This window comes from Dehalococcoidia bacterium (genome assembly GCA_021295915.1).
Classification (GTDB): domain Bacteria; phylum Chloroflexota; class Dehalococcoidia; order Lucifugimonadales; family UBA1123; genus VXRN01.
In genome coordinates, this window is sequence record JAGWBK010000022.1 from 54,389 (window position 1) to 77,443 (window position 23,055).

21 protein-coding genes are annotated in these 23,055 nt (G+C 59.5%); 15 read left to right on the forward strand and 6 right to left on the reverse strand.

Features of this window, described 5'->3' with window-relative positions; all coding sequences use genetic code 11:
- Nucleotides 1–14: 14 nt before the first annotated feature.
- The 6 genes from J4G14_08180 (at nucleotide 15) to J4G14_08205 (ending at nucleotide 10,289) form a co-directional block, all read left to right on the forward strand.
- A complete protein-coding gene (locus J4G14_08180) occupies nucleotides 15–1,184 on the forward strand; it encodes an LLM class flavin-dependent oxidoreductase (GenBank protein MCE2457777.1) in 1,170 nt (389 codons plus the stop codon).
- Nucleotides 1,181–3,277 (forward strand): hydantoinase/oxoprolinase family protein, encoded by a 2,097-nt coding sequence (locus tag J4G14_08185; GenBank protein ID MCE2457778.1) that lies wholly within the window; start codon nucleotides 1,181–1,183, stop codon nucleotides 3,275–3,277. The genes J4G14_08180 and J4G14_08185 overlap by 4 nt, the downstream gene beginning before the upstream one ends.
- Nucleotides 3,278–4,894, forward strand: coding sequence for a hydantoinase B/oxoprolinase family protein (locus J4G14_08190; GenBank protein MCE2457779.1), 1,617 nt, complete (start codon nucleotides 3,278–3,280; stop codon nucleotides 4,892–4,894).
- A 254-nt stretch (nucleotides 4,895–5,148) separates the two neighbouring features.
- Complete coding sequence (locus J4G14_08195; GenBank protein MCE2457780.1) at nucleotides 5,149–8,787, forward strand: ABC transporter permease; 3,639 nt, start codon at nucleotides 5,149–5,151, stop codon at nucleotides 8,785–8,787.
- A 6-nt stretch (nucleotides 8,788–8,793) separates the two neighbouring features.
- Nucleotides 8,794–9,795 (forward strand): DNA polymerase III subunit delta', encoded by a 1,002-nt coding sequence (gene holB / locus J4G14_08200; protein ID MCE2457781.1) that lies wholly within the window; start codon nucleotides 8,794–8,796, stop codon nucleotides 9,793–9,795.
- 263 nt (nucleotides 9,796–10,058) lie between these two features.
- Nucleotides 10,059–10,289 carry a hypothetical protein gene (locus J4G14_08205; GenBank protein MCE2457782.1) on the forward strand — a complete coding sequence of 77 codons (231 nt, stop codon included), beginning with the start codon at nucleotides 10,059–10,061 and terminating at the stop codon, nucleotides 10,287–10,289.
- Between the two features lie 9 nt (nucleotides 10,290–10,298).
- On the opposite strand, the gene J4G14_08210 is transcribed toward J4G14_08205, so the two are convergent.
- Together J4G14_08210 and J4G14_08215 are read right to left on the reverse strand one after the other, a co-directional pair.
- Nucleotides 10,299–10,820, reverse strand: a complete 522-nt coding sequence (locus J4G14_08210) for an HNH endonuclease (GenBank protein MCE2457783.1) — start codon at nucleotides 10,818–10,820, stop codon at nucleotides 10,299–10,301.
- A 156-nt stretch (nucleotides 10,821–10,976) separates the two neighbouring features.
- Nucleotides 10,977–11,582, reverse strand: coding sequence for a CvpA family protein (locus tag J4G14_08215; GenBank protein ID MCE2457784.1), 606 nt, complete (start codon nucleotides 11,580–11,582; stop codon nucleotides 10,977–10,979).
- Nucleotides 11,583–11,660: 78 nt separating this feature from the next.
- Between J4G14_08215 and J4G14_08220 the strand changes: the two genes are divergently transcribed.
- Nucleotides 11,661–12,917, forward strand: coding sequence for a sulfite oxidase (locus J4G14_08220; protein MCE2457785.1), 1,257 nt, complete (start codon nucleotides 11,661–11,663; stop codon nucleotides 12,915–12,917).
- Between the two features lie 91 nt (nucleotides 12,918–13,008).
- On the opposite strand, the gene J4G14_08225 is transcribed toward J4G14_08220, so the two are convergent.
- Nucleotides 13,009–13,620, reverse strand: coding sequence for an NIPSNAP family protein (locus J4G14_08225; protein ID MCE2457786.1), 612 nt, complete (start codon nucleotides 13,618–13,620; stop codon nucleotides 13,009–13,011).
- Nucleotides 13,621–13,872: 252 nt separating this feature from the next.
- Between J4G14_08225 and J4G14_08230 the strand changes: the two genes are divergently transcribed.
- Genes J4G14_08230 through J4G14_08255 form a run of 6 tightly spaced genes read left to right on the forward strand, consistent with a single transcriptional unit; the run spans nucleotide 13,873 to nucleotide 19,226 of the window.
- Nucleotides 13,873–16,530: an insulinase family protein gene (locus J4G14_08230; protein ID MCE2457787.1), complete on the forward strand. Its 2,658-nt coding sequence runs from the start codon at nucleotides 13,873–13,875 to the stop codon at nucleotides 16,528–16,530.
- A gap of 55 nt (nucleotides 16,531–16,585) precedes the next feature.
- Entirely contained in the window at nucleotides 16,586–16,849 is a 264-nt protein-coding gene (locus tag J4G14_08235) for a type II toxin-antitoxin system prevent-host-death family antitoxin (GenBank protein MCE2457788.1), read from the forward strand.
- A 1-nt stretch (nucleotide 16,850) separates the two neighbouring features.
- Nucleotides 16,851–17,258, forward strand: coding sequence for a type II toxin-antitoxin system VapC family toxin (locus J4G14_08240; GenBank protein ID MCE2457789.1), 408 nt, complete (start codon nucleotides 16,851–16,853; stop codon nucleotides 17,256–17,258).
- A 50-nt stretch (nucleotides 17,259–17,308) separates the two neighbouring features.
- The gene (locus J4G14_08245; GenBank protein MCE2457790.1) at nucleotides 17,309–17,554 is read left to right on the forward strand and encodes a hypothetical protein; all 246 of its coding nucleotides are present in this window, start codon (nucleotides 17,309–17,311) and stop codon (nucleotides 17,552–17,554) included.
- 27 nt (nucleotides 17,555–17,581) lie between these two features.
- Nucleotides 17,582–18,520 (forward strand): ABC transporter substrate-binding protein, encoded by a 939-nt coding sequence (locus tag J4G14_08250; protein MCE2457791.1) that lies wholly within the window; start codon nucleotides 17,582–17,584, stop codon nucleotides 18,518–18,520.
- Between the two features lies 1 nt (nucleotide 18,521).
- Nucleotides 18,522–19,226, forward strand: a complete 705-nt coding sequence (locus J4G14_08255) for an oxidoreductase (GenBank protein ID MCE2457792.1) — start codon at nucleotides 18,522–18,524, stop codon at nucleotides 19,224–19,226.
- Nucleotides 19,227–19,298: 72 nt separating this feature from the next.
- On the opposite strand, the gene J4G14_08260 is transcribed toward J4G14_08255, so the two are convergent.
- Both J4G14_08260 and J4G14_08265 read right to left on the reverse strand, forming a co-directional pair.
- Nucleotides 19,299–19,718 carry a type II toxin-antitoxin system VapC family toxin gene (locus J4G14_08260; protein ID MCE2457793.1) on the reverse strand — a complete coding sequence of 140 codons (420 nt, stop codon included), beginning with the start codon at nucleotides 19,716–19,718 and terminating at the stop codon, nucleotides 19,299–19,301.
- Nucleotides 19,715–20,011 carry a type II toxin-antitoxin system prevent-host-death family antitoxin gene (locus J4G14_08265; GenBank protein ID MCE2457794.1) on the reverse strand — a complete coding sequence of 99 codons (297 nt, stop codon included), beginning with the start codon at nucleotides 20,009–20,011 and terminating at the stop codon, nucleotides 19,715–19,717. Before J4G14_08265 ends, J4G14_08260 begins: the two co-directional genes overlap by 4 nt.
- 181 nt (nucleotides 20,012–20,192) lie before the next feature.
- On the opposite strand from J4G14_08265, the gene J4G14_08270 reads away from it, so the two are divergent.
- Together J4G14_08270 and J4G14_08275 are read left to right on the forward strand one after the other, a co-directional pair.
- On the forward strand, nucleotides 20,193–20,840 hold the full coding sequence (locus J4G14_08270) for a class I SAM-dependent methyltransferase (GenBank protein ID MCE2457795.1): 648 nt from the start codon (nucleotides 20,193–20,195) through the stop codon (nucleotides 20,838–20,840).
- A gap of 334 nt (nucleotides 20,841–21,174) precedes the next feature.
- Nucleotides 21,175–22,176 carry a hypothetical protein gene (locus J4G14_08275; protein MCE2457796.1) on the forward strand — a complete coding sequence of 334 codons (1,002 nt, stop codon included), beginning with the start codon at nucleotides 21,175–21,177 and terminating at the stop codon, nucleotides 22,174–22,176.
- Nucleotides 22,177–22,253: 77 nt separating this feature from the next.
- Here the strand turns inward: J4G14_08275 and J4G14_08280 are convergent, their stop codons facing one another.
- A complete protein-coding gene (locus J4G14_08280; protein MCE2457797.1) occupies nucleotides 22,254–23,030 on the reverse strand; it encodes an SDR family oxidoreductase in 777 nt (258 codons plus the stop codon).
- Between the last annotated feature and the right edge of the window lie 25 nt (nucleotides 23,031–23,055).

Genomic DNA, 23,055 nt, shown 5'->3' on the forward strand with positions numbered 1-23,055 from the left:
AGAGGAATAGAAAAATGGCGCTCCCGGAAAGAATGAAATTTGGAATCTTCCTCGGTCCGTTCCACCGTGTGGGCGAGAACCCGACACTGGCCATGGACCGCGACATGGAACTTATCCAATGGCTGGACTACCTGGGCTACGACGAGGCCTGGATCGGCGAGCACCACAGCGCGGGCTGGGAGATCATCTCGTCGCCCGAGATCTTCATGGCGGTTGCTGCCGATCGCACTCGGCACATCAAGCTGGGAACGGGAGTCGTGAGCCTGCCGTACCACCACCCTCTGATGGTCGCCAATCGCATGACACAGCTCGACCACATGACACACGGGCGAGTCATGTTCGGCGTCGGCCCCGGCGCGCTTCCGGGCGACGCCTACATGATGGGAATAGACCCGACCACGCAGCGCGAGAAGATGGACGAGGCGCTCGGCATCATCCTGCGGCTGTTCACCGAGACCGACCCGATCACGTACAAGAGCGACTGGTTCGAGCTGAACGAGGCGATGCTCCAGATCAGACCGTTCCAGAAGCCGCACATGCCCATAGCGGTAGCCTCGGTGCAGTCTCCCGCGGGCGTCGCGCTCGCCGGAAAGTACGGCGCGTCGGTGCTGACCATCACCGTTCCGAGAGACCCATCTTCAGGCGAATCCAACCTGAGGGGACTGTGGGACGTTGCGGAGGAGTCGGCGGCGGAGCACGGTCAGACTGTCGACCGCTTCGACTGGCGGCTGACTCTACCCATACACCTTGCGGAGACCCGCGAGAAGGCGTTCGAAGAGGCCAGGCTTGGCGCGGGTCGATTCCTGCGCGAGTACACTGAAGAGACCAATGGGCGCAAGGCAGCCTACGACGGTCCTCTAGAGGGTGTCATCGATCACATGGCCGAGACCGGCTCGTGGGTCATCGGCACGCCGGACGACTGCGTCGCCGCAATCAAGCGTCTCGAAGAGCAGAGCGGCGGATTCGGCGGGCTGCTGGTGCAGACGATCGACTGGGCTCCAAGAGACAGGATCCTCAACAGCTACGAGCTGCTGGCGCGATACGTAATGCCGCAGTTCCAGGGGTCGCTGACAGGTTTAGAAGGCTCCAACCAGTGGGCGCGCAATCGCCAGGAGGACCTGGTGAGCGGCAGGGTTGCGGCCATCGACCGCGCCCACCAGGTTTATGCGGAGCGCCGCGCATGACGGGGCCAACACACTCGCTCAGCATTGACATTGGCGGGACGTTTACGGACTTCTCTCTCCACGACGTCGAGACCGGCGACCTCAGCGTTCACAAGGTGCTCACCGATCCTGAAGACCCTGCCAGCGCACTTATCCGCGGCGTTCGGGAGATCCTGGCTGATACCGGCACTGCGCCGGAGTCGCTGCGGCTTGTCGTACACAGCACGACGCTTGCCACCAACGCGATCATCGAACGCAAGGGGGCGAAGACCGCGCTGCTGACGACGCGCGGGTTCCGGGACGTACTGGAGTTGGGGCGCGAGCAGATCTACGACATGCACGATCTTCACGCCCGCTATCCCGATCCGATAGTACCCAGGCATCTCAGGGCTGAGGTGCAGGAGCGAGTCGATCGCGATGGCAGAGTCTTGCAGGAACTCGACCTGGAGACTTCAGCACAGGTGCTGGACGAACTCGTCGAGCAGGGAGTCGAGGCGGTCGCGGTGTCGCTGCTGCACTCGTACAACAACCCGGTCAACGAACAGGCGCTGAAAGAGCAGATCGAGAAGCGACATCCAGACCTGAGTCTGTCACTCTCATCCGAGGTCGCTCCCGTTATCAACGAGTACGAGCGAACGTCAACAACTACCGCCGACGGATACATCAAGCCGTCGGTCACCAGTTACATACGTGGCGTCGAACGCGACCTCGCCGCCGAGGGATATGACGGACGACTGCTGGTGATGCACTCAGCCGGCGGAGTCATGGACGCAGACGCGTCGTGCGAAAGGCCCATCCGTATGCTGGAGTCCGGCCCTGCTGCGGGAGCACTCGCCGCGGGCTTCTACAGCGACCTGCTGGGTGAACCTGACCTGATCTCGCTTGATATGGGAGGCACCACAGCCAAGACCTGCGTCATCGAAGACGGTAGGCCAAGTCAGACGAACACAATCGAGGTGGCGCGAGTCCACCGGTTCAAGATCGGCAGTGGGCTACCCATTGTCATTCCTGTGCTGGACCTGATCGAGATAGGTTCGGGCGGAGGCAGCATTGCGTGGCTCGATGGGCTGGGCCTGCTGCGGGTCGGCCCTCAGAGTTCGGGTGCGAGTCCTGGTCCTGCCTGCTACGGTCTGGGCGGTACAGAGCCAACCGTGACCGACGCCAACCTCGTCCTCGGCTACCTGAACCCCGACTACTTCCTGGGCGGCAGGATGAACCTGGATACCGGCGCCGCACGGACTGCGATGTCCCGTCTCGGTTCGCAGATGGGAATGAATGAGGTCGAGGCCGCGTGGGGCGTGTACAGCGTCGTGACTGAGAGCATGGCTGCCGCCGCGCGCATACACATTATCGGGCGCAACAAAGACCCTCGTAGGTACGCCATAGTCGCATTCGGCGGCGCGGGACCGGCCCACGCCTGCGAGGTCGCGAGGATTCTCGGCGCGGCCCGCGTGGTCGTGCCGCTCGGAGCCGGGGTAACGTCCGCACTCGGCTGCCTTGCTGCGCCACTGTCGTTCGAGAGCGTACGCTCAGCACCCGGCCTGCTGGAGAGAACAGACTGGGACGAGGTTAATCGCACTTTCGAAGAGATGGAGTCGTGGGGACGCGAGATGCTCGCGAACTCGGGCGTGTCCGCAGACGAAGTGCAGATGACGCGAACCGGAGACATGCGGCTCGTCGGGCAGATACACGAGATCAACGTGCCTGTCCCCGGCGAGACGCTGTCAGGCGACGACATAGAGCGAATAGAGTCGGACTTCCACTCGATCTACCAGGAGCTATACGCCCGCCGTAACCTCAGCCTGCCTATCGAGGTACAGAACTGGCGGCTTTTGGTCAGTGGCCCTCAGCCTGACCTCTCGCTCAGGGAGCAGGAGGTTGCAGGCGGAGGGAGCGCAAACCGTGACGCCGTGAAGGGGTCTCGGCAAGCGTACTTCCCAAGTGCGAGCGGGTATGTGGACTGCCATGTGTATGACCGATATCGCCTGCAAGCGGGCGCGGAGTTCCCAGGTCCCGCGATCATCGAAGAGGCCGAAGCCACAACGATTGTACGTCCCGGCGAAAGCGTATCCGTGGACAGGTGGCTGAATCTCGTCATCACATTGGAGGACTGAATGGCACAAGAACGCTTCGATCCAGTATCCCTTGAGATCATGTGGAGCAGGATGCTCAACGTGGCCGAGGAGATGTGGTCCACCATCCTGCGCACGGCGGTCTCGACGATCAGCGAGGTCCTCGACGCTGAGGGTCGTTCAATCGCGCACGCTTATCGTTCCATGCCGGTCTTCAACATGACCATGCCGAACGTCACCAAGGAGATACTCAAGAAGTATCCGGTGGAGTCGATGCACCCAGGTGACGTGTACATGACAAACGACCCGTGGATGTGCGCCGGTCACCTGCCGGACATCGCTATAGTGTCGCCCGTTATCCACCAGGGTCGGTTCGTGGGATTCGTCGGCAACATCGCCAATACGTCAGACATTGGCGGTTCTCTCGACGCCAAGGCGGTCACGGACTCTTACGAAGAGGGCATCTTCTTCCCATTGTGCAAACTTTACGACAAGGGAGAACCGAACGAACTGGCCTTCGACATGTTTAAGTGGAACGTGCGCGGGCCTGAAATGGTGCTGACCGACATCGAGGCGCAGGTAGCTGCGAACCAGGTCGGGGCGCGGCGTTTCGTAGACTTCCTTGACGAGTACATGCTGGAGGACCTAACAGAGCTGTCAGAGGCGATTCGCGGACGTTCCGAGACCGCTATGCGCCGTGCCATCGCTGAGCTTCCAGACGGAGAGTACACCAACGAGGTCTACACCGACGGCATGGGAGACCCCCTGCTCATCAAGGTTCGCATTGAGATCAAGGGCGACGAGATCGCTGTGGATTTCGACGGCTCCGCGCCGCAAATCGACCGCGGGGGCCTGAACTGCACAATGATCTACAGCCAGGGTCACACCTACTACCCGCTGGCGTGTCTGCTCACTCCTGACGTGCCAGTAAACGAGGGGTGCTTCGAGCCGATCTCAGTCACCGCACCCGAGGGCTCGATCATCAACTGCACGTTCCCTGTGTCGGTTGGCTCGCGTACCAACACAGGCTGGTATATTCACGGCTGCATATTCGGCGCACTCGCAAAGGCGATTCCAGAGCAGATACAGTCGGGCAACGGGCTGATGTCCTCCATCCGCACCTACGGAAGCGAGGCGGACGGTCGCGTCTTCAACGCCCACCTGTTCTGCGGCGGCGGAAGGGGAGCTACAAGCCGGAGCGACGGCATGGGACTGAATATGTTCCCGTCGAGCGCGTCCAACGTGCCCGTCGAGGTGTTCGAGGTGAGCAGTCCGGCACTCATCGTGGGCAAGGAGCTTATGCCAGACTCAGCCGGAAGCGGCAAGTACAGGGGCGCGCCCGGCCAGAGGGTCACAGTCGGCAAGCTGCCATCGTACGAGAGTCCGCTGAACGTCTACTTCCACCCGAACAGGCTGTCTTTCGCACCACAGGGCATCTTCGGGGGCAAGGCCGGGACCAAGACCAACGTCATCGTCAACGGCGAGATGATAAGCGATGATCCAGCCTCGATGACTTCCGGCTACGTCAGCCTGCGCGACACGGACGACAGGCTGGTTCTGGAGTTCCCCAGTGGCGCCGGAGCAGGCGATCCGGCCGAGCGTGACTCTGAGCTCATGGAACGCGATGTCAGAAACGGTCTGGTGACCGGAGAGGACTAGTTCTAGACCGTCCCTCACACGTTAATGATGAGTTGGATGTTGCTCTTTCGGACGCTCTTGCAGAGGTCTTTCATCCTAATCAATAGCTGATAGAAGCTTGGTCAGACGGTACTGGGATGGCGGCCTGATCGCCGTTCACATTCCTCACCCGTCCAGATAACTCGACCTCAGGGGCTGTCCCTCGCCTATACTCATTAGCAGACTGGCGTCCTGAGTGCGCCTGCGCGACAACGACTAAGCCACAGGACCAATAGATGGAAGAGATATTCGGCGTCGACACTAATCTGATCATGATCGGTGTCGTCATAGGATTCCTGCTGATCGTCGTAGGCATCGGCGCACTTGCGCTCCTCAACCGTATCGTCCTCAAGATCGGACTACGCAACATCCCACGCAGGCCAGCGCAGACGGCCCTGATAGTAGTCGGCCTAATGCTCAGCACGCTGATCATCTCGTCGGCGCTTGGCACCGGCGATACGATGAACCACTCCATCAGGCTAGGGGCAACCAAGGGCCTCGGCGAGATTGACGAGCTTCTTACGGCAAATCTGGCATCAGGCCTGGGCCGCCCGGGCGGCCTGACTGGCAGCAGCCCTTACTTCCCGATGGAGAAGGTTGACGAGCTGCGACGTGAGCTCGAAGGGTACGACAAGATTGATGGATTTGCCCCGTTCATTTCGGAGCGCGCTCCCATCGCCAACCTGACGAGCCAGCAGAACGTCGGTCGGATGAACATCGTGGGCATAGAGGCTGGGAACAGCGGTGTCTTTGGACGTTTTTCGTCCATCGACGGAACGGCGCTCGATACTTCAGCGCTTACGGGGAAGAGAGCGTTCCTCAACGATACTGCTCGGGAGGAGCTGGACGCATCGGTCGGAGATGACCTCGTCATGTATCTGGAGAGCGGCTCCGTCGAACTGGAAGTCGCAGGCATCGCCGAGAACGGCGGCCTGACGGGGGATGACCCCACCGCCCTGATCTCGATTCCGCAGGCCCAGACATTCTTCGATCGCCACGGTCAGGTTAATACAGTGGCCATATCCAACAGGGGCGATGCCGGGGAGGGAGCCAAGCTCAGCGATGAGGTAACCGAGCACCTGAGGTCCATCCTTACCGACCGCGATGTCGCGCATCAAATCAAGGACCTTCTCAACAGCCCTGAGATCGTCGCACAGATAAGGGCCAACGCCGATGACCTACCCGATGGCACCAAGGAGGACATGCTCGAGTTTGCCGACCTGATAGAGGCGCGCGACCTCGATTCCAAGCTGGTCTCCTATCTTGCAGACGACGCTATATCGGCGCAGGCTCTGATCGCCCTGGAAGAGACGACCTCAGATCCCGTACAGGTCTTTGCAGCCTTCGGACTCTTCAGTGACCTGAAGACCCTGAGTGTCCAGGACATCAAGTCCGATCTCCTGGACTTCGCGACCACCATCGCCAGCGGAATCCTGTCGATATTCATCATCATGGGCCTGTTCTCGATGATGGCTGGCGTTATGTTGATATTCCTGATCTTCGTCATGCTTGCTGCTGAGCGAAAGCCCGAAATGGGAATCGCCCGGGCCGTGGGCATGAGAAGGCGCCACCTTGTGCAGTCGTTCATCTACGAGGGACTTGCGTACGACCTCATCTCGGCGCTCGTTGGCGCGCTGCTGGGAATCGGAGTCGGGCTGGCCATGGTCAGCATCATGGCCAACATCTTCGCCAGCGAGGAAAACGGCTTCGAGCTTGTGATGAACTACCGCTGGCAGAGCTTCCTGATCTCTTACTGCCTCGGCGTGGTACTGACTTTCGTAACAGTGTTCTTCTCATCGTACAGGGCCAGCCGATTGAACATCGTAGCGGCGATACGGGACCTTCCTGACGTGCTCGAGTCGGCAGCAGAAGGATCAAGGCTGAGAACGCTGCTTCTGGCCATCGCAACGCCGTTCGTCAGCCTTGCACGGGCGTGGCGGGCCCTGCGTCAGGGTAGAATCAGGTCGTCGCTGGCAAACCTGTTGATTGGCCTCTTCAAATTGCTGCCCCCAGTGTGGGCAGCGCTCATACTGTGGTCGCTGGCACGGGTATCGACCGTAGCCATTTCCAGGGGCTGGCTAACGTTTGTGGCCGGCGTCGCGCTCTCTGTCGTCGGTCTGACGTCCGGTCAGCTTGCTCCGTTCAGCATTGGTGTGACGATCACGGTGATCGGCATCGGCCTCATGCTCAGGTGGTTGTTCGACAGCCCAAGCTGGGACGCTCGCAGGCAGACCCTTCTGACAGGAGCACTGGTCCTGCTGGTAGCAGCTTTCTGGATTGGCATCGGTATCGCCAAGGGTCAGGTCCTGACGATAGCTGTCGCCGCCGCAGTTGCCGCATTCGAGGTTATAAGGCAGATCAGCCTTGCCAGGGAGACCGCGACTGTTACAGACCTGGAATCACGAAATGCATTTACGTTCACCGGGCTGACACTGATGCTCTTCTGGGGCACGCCTTTCGGCTCGCTTGACTGGATCGTGCCTGAGCTGAGCGGCAATATCGAGATGTTCTTCGTATCCGGCGTTTGCCTCGTCCTGGCGGCTGTATGGGTCATCGTGTACAACTCAGACCTGATAACCGACGCGATGACAGCCGCGTTCGGACGCTACTCGCGAATCAGACCCGCGCTCAAGACCGCGATTGCCTACCCGCTCGACTCCCGCCTGAGGACCGGTCTGACGCTGGCAATGCTGGCCCTGGTCATCTTCACGCTAATTGTGATGTCTATGCTGAACACCGCCTTCGCCGATGCGCTGTCGGATGTGGACTCGGTGACTGGTGGATGGGATATCACTGGGGTAGTTAGCTACAACAACCCGATTGATGACATCGAGGCCGAACTGCCCTCAGCGCTGGGAGACGATGCCGGACAGATCACCGGTGTGGGCGGATACACGTCCATGCCTGTCGAGATGAGGCAGGTTGGGGCCAAGAACCAGGAGTGGGAGTCATACGGTGCTAGCGGAGCCGACACGAACTTCCTGGACAAAACCGGACACAAGTTCAAGATCATCGCCGATGGATACGGCACGACGGAACAGGAGGTCTGGGCCGCCCTGCAGGATAACCCAACCCTGGCGGTCATCGATGCGGTGGCCGTCCCGTCGCGCGATGGCGGAGGGTTCAACTTCGGCGGACCTGAATTCAGGGTCGAAGGCCTCTACTTCGAGGACGAGGAGATGGACCCGATCGAGATACAGGTCCGAGACCCCCGTGAGGGCGGCGTAACCACTGTGACTGTTATCGGAGTCATGGACGCTCTGAGCGATCACAACGGAGTGGTGATCTTCTCCAAGTCCGTGCTGGACGGCATCTCTCCTGAGCCCCTGCCAATTACGACTTACAGGTTCATCGTGAGTGAAGGTGGAGACGTGAAGTCGATTGCCATGCGGCTGGACTCGGCCTTTTTCGAGAACGGGCTTGAGACAACTGTACTGGAGGAAGTGCTCGAGGAAGCGCGTGAACAGAGCCTTGCAATCAACAGGCTGTTGCAGGGTTTCATGGCCTCCGGTCTGCTGGTGGGAATAGCAGCGCTGGGTGTTATCAGCCTGCGTGCGGTCGTGGAACGTCGACAGCAGATCGGCGTGCTGCGAGCTATCGGGTACAGGCGAGGAATGGTGCTGGCCAGCTTCCTGATGGAGTCGAGTTTTGTGGCGCTGCTGGGTATCCTTCTCGGTGTGGCACTCGGCGCACTGCTTTCGTACAACCTGGTGAATTCCATTGGCGAAGACATACCCGGTCTGAAGTTCACGATTCCGTGGCTGCAGATAGGCACCATAATTGCGATTGCATACGCCTTCTCACTGCTGACCACGTTCCTTCCGGCCAGGCAGGCGTCTCGGATTTACCCGGCAGAAGCCTTGAGGTACGAGTAGCTGACCATGTGGGACGCCGTGGGACATGAAAGAGCGGTGGCCGCCCTGCAGCGCGGTCTCGACTCGGATCGCGTCTCGCATTCGTCCCTGATTGCTGGACCACCTCAGGTGGGCAAGACCACCCTTGCACTCGACATCGCCCGCGCCGTCAACTGCGAGTCCGACGACAGGCCGTGCAGTGATTGCGGTCAGTGCAGACGCATCTCCTCAGGGATCCACCCTGATGTGCGCGTCGTCGGGCTGGAGAAAGCCAGGTCCGGCAGGCTCCGCACTCTCATAAGCATCGAGCAGGTGCGCGACATACAGCGCGAGATCAGCCTGCTCCCATTCGAAGGCAGGTACAGGGTCATAATCTTTGAGAACGCCGAGCTGTTCAGCGAAGAGGCCGCCAACAGCCTGCTTAAGACTCTCGAGGAGCCTCCTGAAAGTGTGCTGATCATCCTGGTGGCAACCGACACGCGGGCATTGCTGCCGACCATCGTCTCACGGTGCCGGCTGGTACAGCTCAGGCCAGTGCCCACGGCGACGATCGCCGACCTGCTGGTGGAACGAAAGAGCCTGAGCGCAGACAGGGCCCGGGAGATCGCCGGGATTGCTTCCGGTCGTGTCGGCTGGGCTGTCCAGGCGGCTGAGGACCCGGACATGCTTAAGCGCGTGTCGGACGTGCTGGACGAGGTCGAGACAGTGGTCAGAAGTCCCCTGACAGAGAGATTCGACTACGCAGCCTCACTTGCAGACCGCTTCCCACGTGACCGCCGATCGGTCTATTCGGAACTGGAACTGTGGCTCTCCTGGTGGCGAGATGTGTTGCTGATCGGGCAGGAGAGGCCGGAGTTAGTTTCTAACGTCAGCAGACTGGAATCACTGTCAAGAGCGGCCGAAAGCCTGGCGCCGACTTCGGTCACGAACGCGATCAGGACTGTCATGCGTACGACGTTCCTGCTGGAACGGAATGTCTCGCCCAGACTGGCTCTCGAAGGCATGATGCTGAAGCTGCCTGCGGTGTAGGCACGTGCTGATCGTCGGCAAGCACAGAGTTCACACTTTGTCGATTACAAGCGATGCCGCACAAGTAATCTAACCCTAACCCTCTCCCTGAGAGCTGACAGGGGTAGGTATTCGCAAATCGTCATTCCGGCGGCGGCCGGAATCCAGGGGGTAGGAGTGTCCTTCGACAAGCTCAGGACGAACGAATTATCGTTCTATCTACCCCTGTCAGCCCTCAGGGAGAGGGGACTTCGGATTGAGCTGGTGCAATAGGGGTGCGAATAGTGCCAAACATCGTCGGGGTCAGGCTGTCGTCATCGGGCCGCGTTCGCTTCTGCGATCCGGGAACGCTTTCCCTGAGTCCCGGAGATCGGGTCGAGATCGAGACAGACGACGGTTCAGCCGTGGGGAGAGTCGCTATTGGCTCAGACCAGGTGGTCCACTCCGACCTGAAGGGGCCACTCTATCGCGTAATCAGGCTCGTCGAACGGACCGCCATGGGCAACGCTCCCTGAACCTGTCGGTCAGTTCAGCCAGGGCATGAACGGTCGCCACTCGTCCTGGATCTCGCGATGGTGGAACATGTAGTACGGGTTCGGCTTGGGGACGTCGGGCTCGCGCATCAGCTTCATGTGTGCCTCTCGCGGAGTCCGTCCGGCCTTGCGATGGTTGCACGGTATGCAGGCGCTGACCACGTTATCCCATGTGTGCGGACCCTTTCGCCACCTGGGAACGATATGGTCCAGCGTCAACTGCCGGGTCTGCTTTCCGCAGTACTGGCACATGAACCCGTCACGGTAGAAGACCGCCTGTCGAGAGAGCCTGCGCCGCATTACGGGTCGCTTGACCATGTAAACCAGCCGGATCACAGACGGCGCCGGGAAGAGGTCGGAGACGCTCCTTATGTAGCCGCGGCCGTTCTCGATCAGCTCCGCCTTGCCGCGTCCTACAAGCACCAGCGCCCTTCTCACGTTGCAGATGTTGAGGGGCTGGTAGTTCTGGTTTAGTACCAGCACAGGCGATTGTATGGTCGCCGTTGAGCTCATGTGCGTCTTCCGAGAGCCGGTTCTGAGTCCCAAGCCGTGCGATTATCTTAAGTCAGGTCTCCTCTAGCGCCCTAGTCTATCGCAAACCCAACCGCGTCTACCATACCGGGAGGAGCGAATCGCAAGAACTTGAGAAAGGCTACCGGGGTCCGCACACTAGCCCATGTTCTGGTCCAGGATGTCGAGGCCCATGTCGAAGTCGTCGGGGACGAGGCCCAGCATACTCTCAGGGAGCGCGTCTCTAACTGACATGAAGACGGAGACTCCGCTGGACTCGGTCAGCGCACTCACAAGAGCCTCCCGCTGGTTCTCGATTGAGACGATCCCTGGTCCCCTGCCGGGCAACTCGCTGGTCGGGACCTCTATGGTGAAGTCGAATGCGAGCCTGGACAGCATTATGATTACGGCACAGACGACTACCAGACCGACGATGCCGCCCAGGATCACGCCTCCGATCCTGTCAGTCATGCCTACGGCTCCCAGCGTTCCTATGTTCAGCGCCGTTCGGATCAGGCCCCCGATCTTGACCACCACCAACGTTGCGAGGGCGATGACTATCCAGTACGCCATCGCGGTGATTAGCGAGTCGGCGAACGCGACGCTTCCCGCCAGCCCTCCGACGTCATCCGCGTATCTGCCTGCGAGCCACCACCCTACCACCACACCGATGGCCACGAAGACCGTCTGCAGGATGCCTGTTTTCAATCCCCAAACGAGTGCGGCTGCCAGGATGACCAGCAGCAAGATGTCGAACCAGTTCATAGACGTCCTCTGATATAAGGTTGCGCGGTAAGATTATCCCAATCCTGTGAGACGTTCTAGCGAAATTGTGAGGTCGGCATGACTTCAAACTACGAAGAAGACTCGCGTGAGACCGATCTCTGGCTCGTGGCCAGGGACAGTGGGATCAGCAGGCGTCGCATTTTGCAACTGCTCTCTATGGGTGGTGCAGCGGCGGTGCTGGCAGCCTGCAGTGGTATAGGATTCCCGCAGTCTTCAGATTCAGATGCCGGAGGTGTCAGCGCCCCAGGTCAGGATGAGTTCCCTGGTTGGTTCAAGGATCCGGAGCCGTTCATCCAACGAAAGGCTAGCCTTGAAGCCAGGTTGGAAAATATGCAGGGCGTCATTACTCCTAACCGGCTATTCTTCGTGCGAAACAACTCCGCGAGTATCGACATCAATTCGGACTCCTGGCGTTTAACCGTTGAGGGAGACGCAGTCGCCAATCCGTTGGAGCTGTCGCTTCGAGACGTCCGAATCATGCCAAGCCGCACGCTTGTCTCGTACCTTGAGTGCGCAGGCAATCACCGCGCGATGTTCAACCTTGTCAATGGGCAGGAGGCGCCGGGCACACAGTGGGAAAGGGGCGCCATCGGTAACGGTGAGTGGACGGGCGTTCGGCTCTCGGATGTTCTCGAACGGGCCGGCATCACCGGGGACGCCGCCAGCGTGCTCTTGGTGGATCTCGACAGAGACTCGCCTGAGGAAGGCTTCCGCAGGGTTATGCCCATAGACAAGGCGATGCACCCTGACACCATCCTGGCCTATGCACTGAACGGCGAGACTCTGCCAAGGGACCACGGATACCCACTGAGAGTCGTGACTCCTGGATGGGTGGGAAGTTCATGGATCAAGTGGCTCGGACAAATCATCGTGTCCTCTGAGCAGCAGTGGACGCGCAACAACACGACCTCGTACGTACTCATCGGTGATGACTATCAGCCCGAAGGTGCGGCAGACGGGCAGGTGGTCACTACGCAGTCGATTAAGAGCGCGCTCGCGCTGCCGTGGCCTGCTGAGTTGGGCGCCGGTCGGCATCTTGTCCACGGGTACGCCCACTCGCCACACGGATCTATATCCAGGGTGGAGTGGAGCACAGACTCAGGCGCAAACTGGAAGTCAGCCAACATCGAGGAATCGCAGCTCAGGTACTCATGGGTGCGTTTCGAGTTCGAATGGGACGCCAGTCCTGGTGAGTTCACTCTCATGACACGAGCCACCGATTCTGTGGGCAACACCCAGCCCGACAGCGTCCCGTTCAACGCGAAGGGCTACCTGTTCAACCAGCCGCTTCCTCACCCCATACGGGTGTCGTGACTGGACTCTCGAATCGGCACAAATGCTGAATAGAAGAGACCCGCGACGACCACGAGAGACAAATCGCCGCGGGCCAAAGGGAGGAGATGAACTACTGTAGTGGCGAGAACTCGGCCGGAATGAGCAGCTTACTCTCCTGGTGCATTGGCACCACGGGGCTGGCAGGAGGCCAGATTCCCAGGGCATGCGTCTCCTCGCGCACTATCATGCGCTGCTCGAAGCTCTGGTATGCCCAGATGTGCGTCCACCTGTTCATCGAGCCCCCGTCGGAGTAGAACGCCCCAACGAACGGCGAATACTTCTCGCGCTCCTCGATGGCCTCACCCCAGGCGTCGATGACCTGCGCAATCTCGCCCGCCATGTACGTGTATGTCCTGATCTCGTACAGGGGCCCGAATTCGGCCTCCTCGAGCGGACGCGTGAACGGCGCTGGCAGGTAGATGTCGGACTGCATGTTGACGACGAGCTCTCCCAGGTCGCCCCAGACATTCCTTGCCTTCATCTCTCTACGGGCCTCATCGCGCTCCGCCATGTCTTCGTACGGCCAGATGTGTAGTATCTGGTTCAGCGGACCCGCTTCCGTGTGCCAGAACCCGGCGAGTGGGGAGATTTCCAACCTGGTGGGAAGTACCTCGGCAACGCCCCTCTCCAGTTCGGGTACGCTGCGTGGCTTGAGGTCGTAGGTGTGGAAGTCATAAATCATATCACCTCTCCTTATGCATATAAGCTTACTTATTTAAGGCTAGTATATGCAAGAGTGTCGCGCAACAGGAATTTCTAAATAGTTCGCGCCAGATTCTCATCCGTCTCCGTCACAAACTGCACTCGGACAGGCGCGGCAGGTGCGGTGCTATAATTCGACTGCCGTCAGCGCCAACTTTGTTTACTTTGACTGCACATCTGCCTTGCAATCCGCTGCCGCCCTCCACGGGCTGATATGTGACTGGAACATTCAATGATCTCCATCGACTTCAAGAAAATTACGCTGTCCAACGGTCTCGACGTAATCCTGTCTCCTGACCGGTCTCTGCCGGTAACCGCCGTTAACGTCTGGTACCACGTCGGCTCCAAGAACGAGGAGCGCGGCAAGACCGGATTTGCCCACCTGTTCGAGCACGTCATGTTCGAGGGTTCGAAGAACCACGACGTAAGCTACTTCGAGCCGCTGCAAAAGGTCGGCGCGAACCTGAACGGGTCAACCACCCCAGACCGAACCAACTACTGGGAGAATGTGCCTTCGAACCATCTCGACCTCGCGCTGTGGCTCGAGTCAGACCGCATGGGATATCTGCTCGAGGTGCTGACAGACCGCAAGCTGGACGTGCAGCGGGACGTTGTAAAGAACGAACGGCGCCAGAACTATGAGAACCGCCCCTACGGGATGGCGCCGATGCTGCTGCAGCCTGCGCTGTTCCCTGCGCCTCACCCGTACAACTGGACTACAATCGGCGATCCGGAGGACCTGGATAACGCGTCTCTTGAAGACGTGAGGTCGTTCTTCCAGACCTTCTACACGCCGAACAACGCGAGCCTTGCCATCGTGGGCGACTTCGACGTTGACGAGACACTCGCAAAGGTGGAGCGCTACTTCGGAGACATCCCATCAGGTCAGGAGGTCAACCGCACGGGCCGGATGGACACGACGCTGACAGGTGCTGTGGACATGGAGGCCCATGACCGCGTCCAGCTTCCGAGGCTGTACCTTGTATGGCCGGCGTTGCCCGGGTTTACGGCCGACCAGCCCGCCCTCGATATCATCGGCGCCGTACTCGGAGATGGCCGGAGTTCGCGGCTTTACCGCTCGCTGGTCTACGACGCGCGCTCAGCACGCGAGGTCCGCGTGTACCACCATGCCCAGGAGATTGCCGGCGAGTTCATGGTGCAGGTCACCGCGAACCCTGGACACACGCTCGAAGAGCTGGAGCGGGAGGTCTATCGGCAGATCAAGGACATCTCCAGGGGCGACGTCAGCGAGCGCGAGTTGGAGCGCGCCAAGAACCGCATCCAGGCCTCGCACGTCTTCCAGCTTGAACGGTTCGGAGGATTCGGTGGCCGCGCGGACCAGTTGAACTACTACAACGTGATGACCGGCGATCCGGCGTACATAAACCAGGACATAGACCGGTACCTGGCAGTCACGCGAGACGACATTGCGAGAGTCGCCGGGATGCTGTCCGATGCCAGGGTGCGACTGGCGATTCACCCGGAGGAGCAACGCACGACCGTGGCTTCGCCTGTCGATCGCAGCGCGACTCCCGCGGCGTCACCACAGCCCGTGTTTACAGCCCCTGTCCCGAACCGTGCCAAGCTAGGCAACGGTCTGAATATCCTGCACGTGGAGAAGAGGGGGCTCCCTACGGTGGCTTTCGGGCTGGTGGTCAGATCAGGTGCGATATCCGACCCTGCAGACAGGGCCGGCCTTGCCCACCTCACGACCTCCATGCTGCCTGAAGGGACTTCGAGCCGATCTTCTGCACAGATCTCCGACGAGATCGAATTCCTGGGCAGCCACCTACGCTCCAGCGCGAGCCGAGAGCACATAGTGCTCATGTCGGATGGGCTTTCCACGACCTGGCATGATGCTCTAAGCATACTGGGCGACATAGCCCAGAACGCAGAATTCCCTACTCACGAGCTTGAGCGCGTCCGAGCCAACCTGCTGACTGACCTGCGGCGCGTTTCAGACAGTCCTGCGACCATCTCGGGACGAGCCACCCGCGGCGTCATGTTCGGGCCCGGAACGCCCTACGGACACCCGCTCACGGGTGTAGAGAACTCGGTCGAGCAGGTATCGGCAGACGATCTGAAGGCCTTCTTCGGCGCAAACTTCCGACCGGAGAATTCGACGTTTATCATCGTGGGTGACCTGTCGACTGACGAGGCGGTAGAAGCCGCGAACGAAACGTTCGGGCAGTGGTCCGCCGGGCAGGGACAGGGATCCGAAGTGGCTGAGTCAGAGCCCCCTACACAGTCTCAGACGACGATATACCTCGCCGACAAGCCCGCCGCAGCGCAGTCAGTGGTCAGGTCTGGGCATCTGACCATTCCACGAAAAGACCCACGCTTCATGTCCTTGAACGTGTTCAACTACATCTTCGGCGGCCAGTTCGGAGCCCGGCTGAATATGAACCTGAGGCAGGACAAGGGTTACAGCTACGGGTACATGTCCAGCGTCGAGTGGAACCTCGGCCCGTCCATGCTGATCGCAGGCGGCGGAGTGCAGACTACCGTGACGAAAGAGACCGTGATCGAGACTCTGAAGGAGTTCAACGAGATCCTCGGCGACCGGCCCGTGACTGATACTGAGTACAGCGACGCTATCGACGGGATAATGCGAAGCATTCCCAGCCAGTTCGAGACGCAGTTCCAGATACTCAGCCAGTTGACTCGCATCGTCACGTTCGATCTTCCGGACGACTACTTCACGCACTATCCTCAGCGTCTGACCGAGACTACCCTGGACGACGTGAGGAGCGCCGGTTCCAAGCTGCTGGACGTCGATCACCTCAACATCGTGATCGCAGGCGATGCTGCCGAGATTGAGCCGGGGCTGAGTGAACTGGGCCTGCCAATAGTACCAATAGACTACGAGGGGCGAGTTATCGGTGGATAGACAACATCATTCAGACGATTCTGACCAGGCGCTTTGTGAGACTATGGAGGACAGGATGCTTTCTGTAGGTGTCAGAGAGTTGAAGCGAGACGCTAGCGCAATCGTCAAGAAAGTACGTGACGAGAAAGAAACCATCGAAGTCACATACAGGGGCATCGTGGTTGCGCAAATCGTGCCGGTTGAGTCTGCCGAAGACCGACGGACAAGGTTCGACATGATTTGGAAGCAGATGGACAAGCTGGCTGAAGAGATCTCGGCAAAGTGGGACAGCGACGAGTCAGCAGCGGACGTCGTGAGAGAGTCCCGAAGGGAACTCTAACTTGTACATCGTTGACGCGAGTGTATGGGTCGCCAGATTCTGGACCCGCGATCCTCGTCACACTGAAGCCCGCAGCTGGGTGTTTGAGACGCTTTCGCGGGGAGAAGAGATACTTGCGCCTGCCATTCTGCTGGCAGAAGTTGCAGGGCCACTGGGCCGAAGAACTGGAGAAATAGAACTGGGTCTGACTGCGGCTCGGCAGCTTGGTAACCTACCAGGCCTCCGCCTCCTGGATATCGATGAACAGATGGCGCGACTGAGTGGCGAGTTGGCCGCTCGACTAAGGTTGAAGGGCGCTGACGCTGTGTATGTAGCAGCCGCGATGATAGAGAACGCGCCACTAGTTACACTGGACCGTGAACAGAATGACCGGGCGTCTCGCATGGTGACTGCTTTCACCCCCACGTGAGTTGCCGGGCTCCCGCAGGAGAAAAAGACACCCCTAAACAGGAGGGAGCTATGAGAAGTGAACAATACAAGGGTTGTGACATCGTCGTGATGCGGGAGTTCGAGGCCGTACCGGACGGACACAACCTGCTCAACACTATGTCTGACGATGCTAAGCCTGTGATCTCTGTGGAGATTCAGTTCCCCGACGGGACCGAGATCAAGAACCAACTGCCCATAGAGGACGAGAGCAGCGGAATACTGTACGCCTATCGCATCATCGATGAGATGGAGCGCCGGAATGCTTCGTCCTCCTAGGTACTTCTTGCGGGACGGACTATCGAAATGACAACTGCATCTTCGCTCAAGAACCTTCGTCTCATGGAGACGTTCAGAAACCTCTTCTATACGCCGATCTACGTGGCGGTCTCCGGAGGCTTCTTCTACCGGCACGGACTCAACGTGATGTTTTCGACAATGCCGGAAGGCGGAGCGGCGATGGACATCATCCGGTCCGGCGAGGTGGACGTTGTGCAGACAGGCGTCAGCCGCAGCTTCGTTGAGCTGGACCTGGGACATGAGGACGCCCCGCTGCACATCGCGGAGATCAACCGCCGCGACGGCTTCTTCCTAGTCTCGCGTGAGCCGACAGACGATTGGGAATGGAAGATGCTAGAGGGTACCACACTGGCCCCGGTCGGGTTCACACCCGTTCCGTGGAACTCGCTCCGAGCAGCCATGTTGAAACACGGCGTCGATCTCGATTCGCTCGACCTGGTGACCGGACTCTCCGCGCAAGATGCGCTGGACCAGTTCAGGGCAGGCGCTATCGACTATGTCCACATGCCGCATCCACAGGCAGGACTCCTGGTAGCCGAGGGCTCTGGGCACATTGCAACGGCGCTCGGGCCTGAACTTGGGCACATCTGCTACAGCTCGTTCGCCGCGATGCCTGACTTCATAGAGTCACATCCGGACACAGTGCAGGCCTTCGTCAACGGCTTCGACGACGCGCTCCGATGGCTGGCGGGCGCAGAAGATGCTGAGGTAGTGGAACAGGTCGAGCCATTCTTCGCCGAGCTTGACTCCAGCCTGTTGCAAGACTGCATTCACCAATACAGGGCGAACAACACATGGCCAGAGAGCGCGGCCATCACGGAGTCCTCTTACAACGGGATGCGGGACATCCTGATCGACGGCGGGATGGTTCGAGGCCGGCACGAGTACGACAGGCTGGTGAGACCGGAGTTCGCTGCGACGTCGGCCGAGCGGAGTTTTCTGTAAAGTGAGACTGCCGGCCACGATCGTCGCTATCCGCCAGGAGACGCCGACGATCAAGTCGTTCGCCTTTGACCTCCATGGGCGAGAGATCGGATTCATGGCCGGCCAGTGGGTGGACTTCTTCGTTACCCTTGAGGGCGCAGAAGCCGTCGGCGGCTACTCAATAACATCTTCCCCGGCAGAGCAGACGACGTTCAGTCTCGCAGTGAAGCAGGACGGCTCCGACCACCCTGTCACCAACTGGCTCCATGATGACGCGCGAGTCGGGGACGAGGTCGAGGTCGCACTTGGTGGAGACTTCTACTATGAACCGGAAGAGGCCGACTCGGTCGTGCTGATTGCTGGCGGCATCGGGCTGACTCCGCTGATGAGCATCGTGAGATCAGCGAACGAGCTTGCGACTCGTACACGTCTGGCCCTCGTGTACAGTGCAGCGACGCCGGATGAGCTGCTGTTCAGGGAGGAGCTTGTATCGATAGCTGACGCCAATCCTCGCATCAGACCCGTCTTCACAGTCACACAGCCTGAGTCCGACGCCTGGGATGGACACACGGGGCGGATTGACGCAGGCCTGCTCAGGTCGGAGTCCGTCGATCTAAATGCCCTCTTCTTCGTGTGCGGCCCACCAGCCATGATCCGGGCGATGATCGCGATGCTCCGGGAGCTGGGCGTACCCCGTCCGCGGATACGTTACGAGCAGTGGTGGTAGGGGTATGGGCGGGGGGACACGCGTTACTGACCTGAAGATGTCGATCCACTTAATCCTGCGTGGCGACTGCGGTCACTGACCATCCCAGGGATTGAACACATCTATGTCGAGATGCTGGAAATCTCGGACATTACGGGTGGCAACTGTAAGATCATGAGCCTTGGCTATTCCGGCGATTAGTATGTCAACGAGGTCGGGGGGACGCCCGGAGCGGACCGCGTCTGCCCGGAAGCGTGCGGCCCACTCCGCCGCCGCCCTATCAAGTTGCAGGATTCGGTCCGAATAGCCAGTGAGGAACCTTGAGATACCCGCTCGCAGACGATCCCGGCGCTGTCCCGGGGGCGCGAGTTGCAGGCCAAACTCCAGCTCATGCACAACCAAGGACGCTAGCCACAGATCAGTGGATTGAGCGAGAAATGAGATGACCAGGAGATTGGGACGGCTCTTTGTCATCTCCGACACGACATTCGTGTCCAGGAGAAACCCGCTCACTCTTTACCCCAGTCGTCATCGTCCCAGTCAGCAAAGGAAATCTCGCGACGCGACTCCCCGCCACGGTCTGGTATCTCCAGATTTGTCCCACGGGGCATATTCTCGATGAGCCACTTACCCAAGGGTGGCCGGGATGGCTGCCTCTCATCCCATACACGGGCAGGTACGACTACGAAGGACTTCCGGGCCCCGATGCGCTGGGGACCCTCTTCTTCCGACAGTCGCAGAATTTCCGACAGACGCGCTTTTGCCTCTGCTACAGTCCATACTCGTTGAGGTTTAGAGTCAAGCACCGTTTGCACTCCTTACCGTTAGTTGGACTAGTCTATCATAGTCCACTTACCATAACGACACCGACACACCCAAGGCAATGCCCAGGACCTTTGGCTTCACCGCGCTGAACAGATGCCAGTGGTGCTGGCATGACTCCCAGGCACTAGAATTCTGGACCTACCATATGACAAGAGGGCAAGTATGAAGCCCGCAGATGATCCTCTCGTCGACTATAGGGCCCTCGTTCGGAGTAGCAACGACCGGTGTGCCGCCGCCTACTCCGAAGCCCGAATGGGAGAGGTGCATCCTGAGTTGACCCTGCTCAGTGAGCGTCTGGAAAACGGAGCATCAGTACTCGACATCGGCTGCGGCGCCGGGATTCCGGTAGCAAGAGCGCTGGCGGAGAGATTCGCAGTCACAGGCGTCGACCTTTCCGGTGAGATGATCCGACGGGCCCGGACGAACGTGCCGGGTGCGAACTTCATTCATGACGATATCACGTCGGTGGAGTTTCCGGATTCGAGCTTCGATGCCGTGGTCGCCTTCTACTCGATATTTCACATACCGAGAGAGGAGCACGCCGTCCTGTTCAGTCGAGTCCACGACTGGCTGAAACCAGGTGGCTATCTCATGTGCACACTCAGTCATAGTAGTGAGTCGGCATATACCGAGGACGACTTCTTTGGCGTGACGATGTACTGGAGCAACTATGGTCTTGGAGACTACCACGAAATCCTGGACGGGCTTGGCTTCAGCATCCTGAGAACATCCGCTGTCGGCAACGGGTACTCCGAGAGCCATGAGGCACCCGCAGAAGACCACCCGCTCGTGTTTGCCAGAAGGCAATAACTCTCACCTGGGGACCATAATCTCCTGCTTCTGAGGTAGGCGACCTCCCCAGGTTTCAGGGACGGCTGCCTCGTCTCCCAATATTAGCAGGCGCTACTTCGTAAGACCCCTTCATGCCGATGCGCTCTCGAATTTCGGGCCTTCGGACCCGATGACCTGTCAAACACGGCTCCTCATCACTTCCCCTCCATATGACCAGGGCCAGGCGTGGCGCCTGTCTTCGAAACTACCGAGGAAATTGGTCTTGCCGACCACCTACATCGGATTTACCATAATTATTGATATAAATCTTTATCATACTAGTTTGTTTATATAACTTATACAGGAGCCGGAAATGAGAATCGGAGGAGCAATAAACCGCATTGGGAGGGTCCGCGCACCCTGGCTGTCGACAATTCTGTCCGTAGTGATGCCGCTGTTAATCATAGGCAGCGCCGTCATTCCTCAGCAGACTGCTTACGCGGACAGCGCTGGAGCAAGTGAGACCAGCGTGTACGAGCAGTGGCTACGCCTCGAGGACCACAACGTTGAGGTCACTGAGGGCGATGATTTTAGTCTCGAGATATTAAGGGGAGAAGAATCCACCAACCCATCCTCCACGATGAAGGTGTACTGGTACACCGCCCCGATCACCGCCGATCAGTCGGACTTCGATAGCCTGAACAGAGAAGAACAGGTCAGCGATGCCGACCAGACCGAAGCGGGAACCATGGCACGCACCTTCCAGACCAAAGAGGACAAGTACTCTGAACTGGACGAGACGTTCAAGGTACGGTTCGAGAACGCCAGAGAAGATGGCGAAGGAGGCGAGTGGATCGTAACCATCAAAGATGACGAGCGTGTAGGCATCTATGACCTGGAAGTGATCTCGCAACCCTCAGGTGGGTCGGAAAACGATACCTATGTGCCGGGAGACGTCATCGAGATCGCCGCATACTTCACCGGCCCGGTGACACAGGTGAATCCTGACACGGGCAATAGCGCGGACGACACTGGAATCATGATCCGCGTTGGTGACGGTCTCCGCCATGCAAGCATGCTCAGGGGCGACGGCACTGACACAATCGTGTTCGGATACACCGTGCAGAGAGGCGATGAAGACAGGAATGGGATAAGCATCGTCAATGGCAACAGCAAATCGGAAGTAAATGGTCTGTATTTCAGCCAGGGCAACGCCGGTCTCTGGGCGGCTGACTCGGACGAAACCGAGAAGGTGAACCGGTGGTACCACGGAATGAACTCCATACCAGGCACGCTGGTGGACGGAGATGACAGCGGCTGCAATATGATGTCCGACACCAATGTCGACAGCGCTCAGTCGCAGCCAAAGTGCTGATTGAGTGTACATGCAGGAGCATCAGCGGCCGCAGGGTTTCGGTCCTGCGGCCTTTCTCTTTTGGGCGGTGGTGCCCCCTACATCATCGAGTAGCTCTGGCCGCCGTCGACGACCACGCATGAGCCGGTGATGAGGTCGGCACGGTCCGAGGCTAGGAACGCACACAGGTCGCCTACGGGCTCGGGCCAGCCGAACCTGCCCATCGGGAGGTTATTCGCGATGAAGGTGCTCACAACCTCCTCGGACTGCTCATTCTGGAACCGCTCCCAGCCACCCTGGGGGTGGGCGATCGAGCCCGGCGCGATCGAGTTAACGGTTATTCCAGTACCGCCGAGCGACAACCCTGCGTGCTTGGTGGCTGCGATCAGCGCGGCCTTGGCGGACATGTAGCCGATGTTGCCTCCGTACTCGCGGCCCCAAATCGACGCGATGTTGATCACACGACCCCAGCCCTGCTCCCGCATGTGAGCCAGCGCGTGCTTGGTGAGCTCGTATCCGCCGAACAGGTTGAGGTCGAACACGGTGCGGAAGTTGTCCAGCGGCGTATCGACGATGTCGGTAGAGCCGACGGACCCGCCGGCGTTGTTCACGAGAATGTCGATAGGTCCCAGGCCGGCGACCGTCTCGTCGTGGAGCCTCTGCATGTCCGAGGCATCTACCACGTCCGCGACGACACCGAATGCCTTGACTCCCATCGATTCCAGTTCCGCCACGGTGCCGTCGATCGTGCCTTGAGTTCGGCCGCATATCGCGACGTTTACGCCCTCGGCGGCCAGTGAGACGGCGCACTGGCGTCCCAGTCCACGACTGCCTCCGGTAACGAGCGCGTTCTTTCCGGTGATTCCAAGGTCCATTGGGTTAGCCTCCGATGCTTTGAGT